The organism is Desulfomonilia bacterium (assembly GCA_036567785.1).
GTDB lineage: Bacteria > Desulfobacterota > Desulfomonilia > UBA1062 > UBA1062 > DATCTV01.
This window is the reverse complement of the sequence record DATCTV010000025.1, coordinates 1-5,764: the sequence shown is the minus strand read 5'-3', so window position 1 is coordinate 5,764 and position 5,764 is coordinate 1. Positions and strand designations below refer to the sequence as shown.

The following is a 5,764-nucleotide window of genomic DNA, read 5'->3' as shown; positions in this document are numbered from 1 at the left end:
GCTGATTGTGTGAGTCCCGGATGGCCCGGGATGAAATATGGCCATGACAGTGCTGGTATTTAAAGAAAATTCCATTTGGTTTCCCCGGAGAACTGTTTCGTTATTAAAACCGCTGTAACTTCGCACGTTTTCTGTTGCGTTGATTTTTGTTTTCGGCTGAAAGACAGAAGGATCAAGACGGAATCCGGAAAGGGGTAATGTCAATGAGAATGCCAGTATTAACAGGAGGAAGATCCTTTGCTGCCCGAATTCCTTTCGGTTATGATATACAAGCCTGAAAACAAGGTAGGAAATACTGAGTAAGGCAGTTGCTGTAATAATGTATCGGATAAGTGCCATTTTATTTCCTGTGTTTTTCAATTTCAGATTCGAGCATCTTTTTCAGCTCTTCAAGTTCGGTAATGCTTATATCCCTGTTTTTAATAAATGGGGATACGAGCTGATTAAGTGATGAGTTGAAAAGGCCTGTATATGCCTCCCTGATTATATCGCCGGCGTATTCCTTCCTGCTTACCAGGGCATAATACACATTTGTTTTGCCGTATGTTCTGTGGGCAACATATCCTTTCCGTTCAAGGACTTTGATTACAGTGGCCACAGTTGTATAAGCCGGTTTGGGCTCCGGAAGTTTTTCAAGGATGTCCGATACAGCTCCTGTCTCCACATCCCAGATCGCTTTAAGTACCTCTTCCTGTGCTTTGGTAATCTCTTTCATGAATAAGATTTTTCACCAAAATTACTATAATTATTTTAATATTACTATAAATATAGTAGAATTTTTGGATATTGATAACAGAGTAAGGGATGGGGCAGAATTCAGCGTGACAGTATGCAACTGGTCGGAATTACATTGTATAATACGTTGCAGGCTACATAGATATCTACGTAGATTAATACGTAGTTTCCGGCATGGAGATGTTTATATTAGCCCCGGATTGCCGTGGGCCGGTGCTATGCGGCTCATTACGATGAGAGGGCTTGCTTTTTTCTGCAAACAGGGTGGCGCCACGATGCCCAGTGTCAGGTTTGAGAATCGCATATGCGTCCTGTTTGTGAAAAAACACCGGTTGATTTCCGGAGCCGGTATTTCTTCAGGGGCATATAAAAGTCAGGTTTTTATTACCAGCCGTGGATTTTATTGAAAAAAATCTGCAAAAAAGTTTTAAATGTAATTTTCACAAATTCAATCAGATAAAAGCGAGGCAGAAATTTTTATCAAAAAAAATTCATAAAAAGATTTGGATTATAAAAATTGTTGCATACATTTGCACCCGCTTTTGGAGCGAAGAGTTAATTGAAGGGTTAAAAGAGATAGGATTCCGGCTTCAGGAAGAAGGGAATGAAGATGGAGAGAAAGCCGGAAAAATTATCTCAATTTTTTTGGCAGGACGAAGAGGAATTATTAACTTTGTTGTCCCAAAATGAAACCGATTCTCCGGCGAGAAATTCATGGAGAATTTTTGTTCTTTGAAATGATGAAGTAGCAACCAGGCGAGACATGCGTCTCGCTAAAGAGAACTTGTTAGTATTTAGAATTGAGCGCAAGAGGATTGATCTTTGTAAGACACAAGAAGAATAAATTTTTACAATGAAGAGTTTGATCCTGGCTCAGGATGAACGCTAGCGGGAGGCTTAACACATGCAAGTCGAGGGGCAGCACGGGGTAGCAATACTCTGGTGGCGACCGGCGCACGGGTGAGTAACACGTATGCAACCTACCCTGTACAGGGGGATAACCCGGAGAAATTCGGACTAATATCCCATGATGATATTTAGGGGCATCCTTAGATATTTAAAGCTCCGGCGGTACGGGATGGGCATGCGGAACATTAGCTAGTTGGCAGGGTAACGGCCTACCAAGGCAACGATGTTTAGGGGACCTGAGAGGGTGATCCCCCACACTGGTACTGAGACACGGACCAGACTCCTACGGGAGGCAGCAGTGAGGAATATTGGTCAATGGGCGCAAGCCTGAACCAGCCATCCCGCGTGCAGGAAGACGGCCCTATGGGTTGTAAACTGCTTTTCCGGGGGGAGAATTTTTCCGTCGTGACGGGAATTGACGGTACCCCGGGAATAAGCATCGGCTAACTCCGTGCCAGCAGCCGCGGTAATACGGAGGATGCGAGCGTTATCCGGATTTATTGGGTTTAAAGGGTGCGTAGGCGGAATGATAAGTCAGTGGTGAAAACCTGCAGCTTAACTGTAGACTTGCCGTTGATACTGTCAGTCTTGAGTGTGGTCAAGGTAGGCGGAATGTGTAATGTAGCGGTGAAATGCTTAGATATTACACAGAACACCGATTGCGAAGGCAGCTTACTGGGCCATTACTGACGCTGATGCACGAAAGCGTGGGGATCGAACAGGATTAGATACCCTGGTAGTCCACGCCGTAAACGATGATCACTCGCTGTTAGCGATACACAGTTAGCGGCTAAGCAAAAGCATTAAGTGATCCACCTGGGGAGTACGGCCGCAAGGCTGAAACTCAAAGGAATTGACGGGGGCCCGCACAAGCGGAGGAACATGTGGTTTAATTCGATGATACGCGAGGAACCTTACCTGGGCTTAAATGTAGAGTGCATTCGGCTGAAAGGCTGATTTCCTTCGGGACTCTCTGCAAGGTGCTGCATGGTTGTCGTCAGCTCGTGCCGTGAGGTGTCGGGTTAAGTCCCATAACGAGCGCAACCCTTATCGTTAGTTGCCAGCGGGTAATGCCGGGAACTCTAACGAAACTGCCGGTGTAAACCGAGAGGAAGGTGGGGATGACGTCAAATCAGCACGGCCCTTATGTCCAGGGCTACACACGTGTTACAATGGCCGGTACAGAGGGCAGCTATGCCGCGAGGCAATGCGAATCTCGAAAGCCGGTCTCAGTTCGGATCGGAGTCTGCAACTCGACTCCGTGAAGCTGGATTCGCTAGTAATCGCGCATCAGCCATGGCGCGGTGAATACGTTCCCGGGCCTTGTACACACCGCCCGTCAAGCCATGGAAGTTGGGGGTACCTGAAGTCCGTAACCGCAAGGAGCGGCCTAGGGTAAAACCAGTGACTGGGGCTAAGTCGTAACAAGGTAGCCGTACCGGAAGGTGCGGCTGGAACACCTCCTTTCTGGAGAAGATCAATCGGAATTTCGGAAATCGGAATTACGATTTCGGAATCAAATCCGAAATCCAAAGTCTGCAATCCGGGATCAAAAAACTTCTCGCCTGGAATACTTCATTAATAATATTATCATTTCGGAATTTGGAATTGTGAACCCGGAGTAAAACACGAATTCATAAACACGAATTCATAAATCAGCAATCAGCAATCCGCAATCAGCAATCCGAAATCCGAAATCCGAAATATCAGCTAGTCCCGTAGCTCAGTTGGTTAGAGCGCTACACTGATAATGTAGAGGTCCGCGGTTCAACTCCGCGCGGGACTACCGCTCTCTCCGAAGCTTGAGCGAAGGAGGGCTGCTCCGATGAAACTGAAAGTGACATAAGGTGAAGTCATCACCTTCACTGAAGTTTCGGCGGACAAAGGGGGAATTAGCTCAGTTGGCCAGAGCACCTGCCTTGCACGCAGGGGGTCAAGGGTTCGACTCCCTTATTCTCCACAAAATTCATTTCGGAATTCACCGATTCGCAATCCGAGATTGAATAAAGTTCTTTGACATACTGGTAGAGATTGAAAAATTAATAAGATTATATTCGAGAAAATAAAAGAAGGGCGCATGGTGAATGCCTTGGCTCTCAGAGGCGAAGAAGGACGTGACAAGCTGCGATAAGCTGCGGGGAGGAGCAAATATCCGATATATCCGCAGATTTCCGAATGGGGCAACCCGTTACGTTGAAGGCGTAACATTCCGAGTGATCGGGAGGCAAACCCGGGGAACTGAAACATCTTAGTACCCGGAGGAAGAGAAAACAAAAGTGATTCCCTGAGTAGTGGCGATCGAAAGGGGAAAAGCCCAAACCATAATTGTTTCGGCAGTTATGGGGTAGAAGGACCTCGACAGGGGCAAATGATAAGAAGCGGAAGTTTTCTGGAAAGGGGCACCGCAGGGGGTGAAAGTCCCGTACGCGTAGATATCATTTGTTTCAGGGGTATCCTGAGTAAGTCGGGACACGAGAAATCCTGATTGAAACAGCCAGGACCATCTGGCAAGGCTAAATACTACTGAGAGACCGATAGTGGACCAGTACCGTGAGGGAAAGGTGAAAAGCACCCCGAACAGGGGAGTGAAATAGTACCTGAAACCGTGCGCTTACAACCTGTCGGAGTCCCGATACTTCGGGATGACGGCGTGCCTTTTGCATAATGAGCCTACGAGTTACACTTTACTAGCGAGGTTAAGACTTAGAGAGTTGGAGCCGAAGCGAAAGCGAGTCTGAAAAGGGCGTATAGTTAGTGGAGGTAGACGCGAAACTTTGTGATCTATCCTTGGTCAGGCTGAAGTTCCGGTAACACGGGATGGAGGGCCGAACTAGTTGACGTTGAAAAGTCTTTGGATGAACTGAGGATAGGGGTGAAAGGCTAATCAAACTGAGAAATAGCTCGTACTCCCCGAAATGCATTTAGGTGCAGCCTCGGCGGTAGTCTTGCAGAGGTAGAGCTACTGATAAGGCTAGAGGGCTTCACCGCCTATCGATCCTTGACAAACTCCGAATGCTGCAAGATGTTCCCCGGGAGTGAGCCTGCGGGTGCTAAGGTCCGTGGACAAAAGGGAAAGAACCCAGATCATCAGCTAAGGTCCCGAAATATATGCTAAGTTGAATTAAACGAGGTGCGACTGCTTAGACAGCTAGGATGTTGGCTTGGAAGCAGCCATTCATTTAAAGAGTGCGTAACAGCTCACTAGTCGAGCGGTTGTGCGTGGATAATAAACGGGCATAAGCATATTACCGAAGCTATGGACTTCCGAGAAATCGGGATTGGTAGGGGAGCATTCCAGTCGGCGTAGAAGACCTCGCGTAAGCGGGATTGGAGCGTCTGGAAAAGAAGATGTAGGCATAAGTAACGATAATGGAGGCGAGAAACCTCCACACCGAAAGACTAAGGTTTCCTGATCAACGCTAATCGGATCAGGGTTAGTCGGGGCCTAAGGGTAAGCCGGTAGGCGATCCTGATGGACAACTGGTTAATAATCCAGTACCACCGTATACTGCGAAGGGGCGACGGAGGAGTGAAAGATCCGCGTACTGACGGAATAGTACGTTAAAGGGTGTAGTTATACTTCAGGGTTAACAGCTTTGGAGTGATGAACCTGAGAGTACCATGAGCCTTCGGGCAAGTGGATAGTGATCCTAATCAGACTTCCAAGAAAACCCTCTAAGCGTCAGGTATATGGTGCCCGTACCACAAACCGACACAGGTAGTCGAGGAGAGAATCCTAAGGTGCTCGAGTGATCCGTGGCTAAGGAACTAGGCAAATTAGACCTGTAACTTCGGAAAAAAGGTCTCCTGACTATAGACGTCAGGACGCAGATAAATAGCCCAGGCGACTGTTTAGCAAAAACACATGGCTTTGCGAAATCGAAAGATGATGTATAAGGCCTGACACCTGCCCGGTGCCGGAAGGTTAAGAGGGGGGGTTATTCCCAGCAATGGGGAGAAGCTCTGAATTGAAGCCCCGGTAAACGGCGGCCGTAACTATAACGGTCCTAAGGTAGCGAAATTCCTTGTCGGGTAAGTTCCGACCTGCACGAATGGTGTAACGATCTGGGCACTGTCTCAGCCACGAGCTCGGTGAAATTGTAGTTCCGGTGAAGATGCC

General features: G+C 47.6%; 2 protein-coding genes, 2 tRNA genes and 2 rRNA genes. 5 read left to right on the top strand and 1 reads right to left on the bottom strand.

Going from position 1 to position 5,764, the window contains the following annotated elements; all coding sequences use genetic code 11:
* Window positions 1–340: 340 nt before the first annotated feature.
* Window positions 341–715: a BlaI/MecI/CopY family transcriptional regulator gene (locus VIS94_05445; GenBank protein HEY9160508.1), complete on the bottom strand. Its 375-nt coding sequence runs from the start codon at window positions 713–715 to the stop codon at window positions 341–343.
* A gap of 413 nt (window positions 716–1,128) precedes the next feature.
* Here VIS94_05445 and VIS94_05440 point away from each other — a divergent pair, with 413 nt between their 5' ends.
* The 5 genes from VIS94_05440 to VIS94_05420 form a co-directional block, all read left to right on the top strand.
* Window positions 1,129–1,425, top strand: a complete 297-nt coding sequence (locus tag VIS94_05440; protein HEY9160507.1) for a hypothetical protein — start codon at window positions 1,129–1,131, stop codon at window positions 1,423–1,425.
* 160 nt (window positions 1,426–1,585) lie between these two features.
* Window positions 1,586–3,111, top strand: a 16S ribosomal RNA gene (locus tag VIS94_05435).
* A gap of 245 nt (window positions 3,112–3,356) precedes the next feature.
* Window positions 3,357–3,430: transfer RNA gene (locus VIS94_05430), tRNA-Ile, on the top strand.
* Window positions 3,431–3,530: 100 nt separating this feature from the next.
* Window positions 3,531–3,604 (top strand) — tRNA-Ala (locus tag VIS94_05425).
* A gap of 97 nt (window positions 3,605–3,701) precedes the next feature.
* Window positions 3,702–5,764: ribosomal RNA gene (locus tag VIS94_05420) — 23S ribosomal RNA — on the top strand; the annotation flags it as partial.

Coding starts and splice junctions, on each gene's coding strand:
- VIS94_05445 (HEY9160508.1), bottom strand. CDS start 715: ATGAAAGAGATTACCAAAGCACAGGAAGAGGTACTTAAAGCGATCTGG.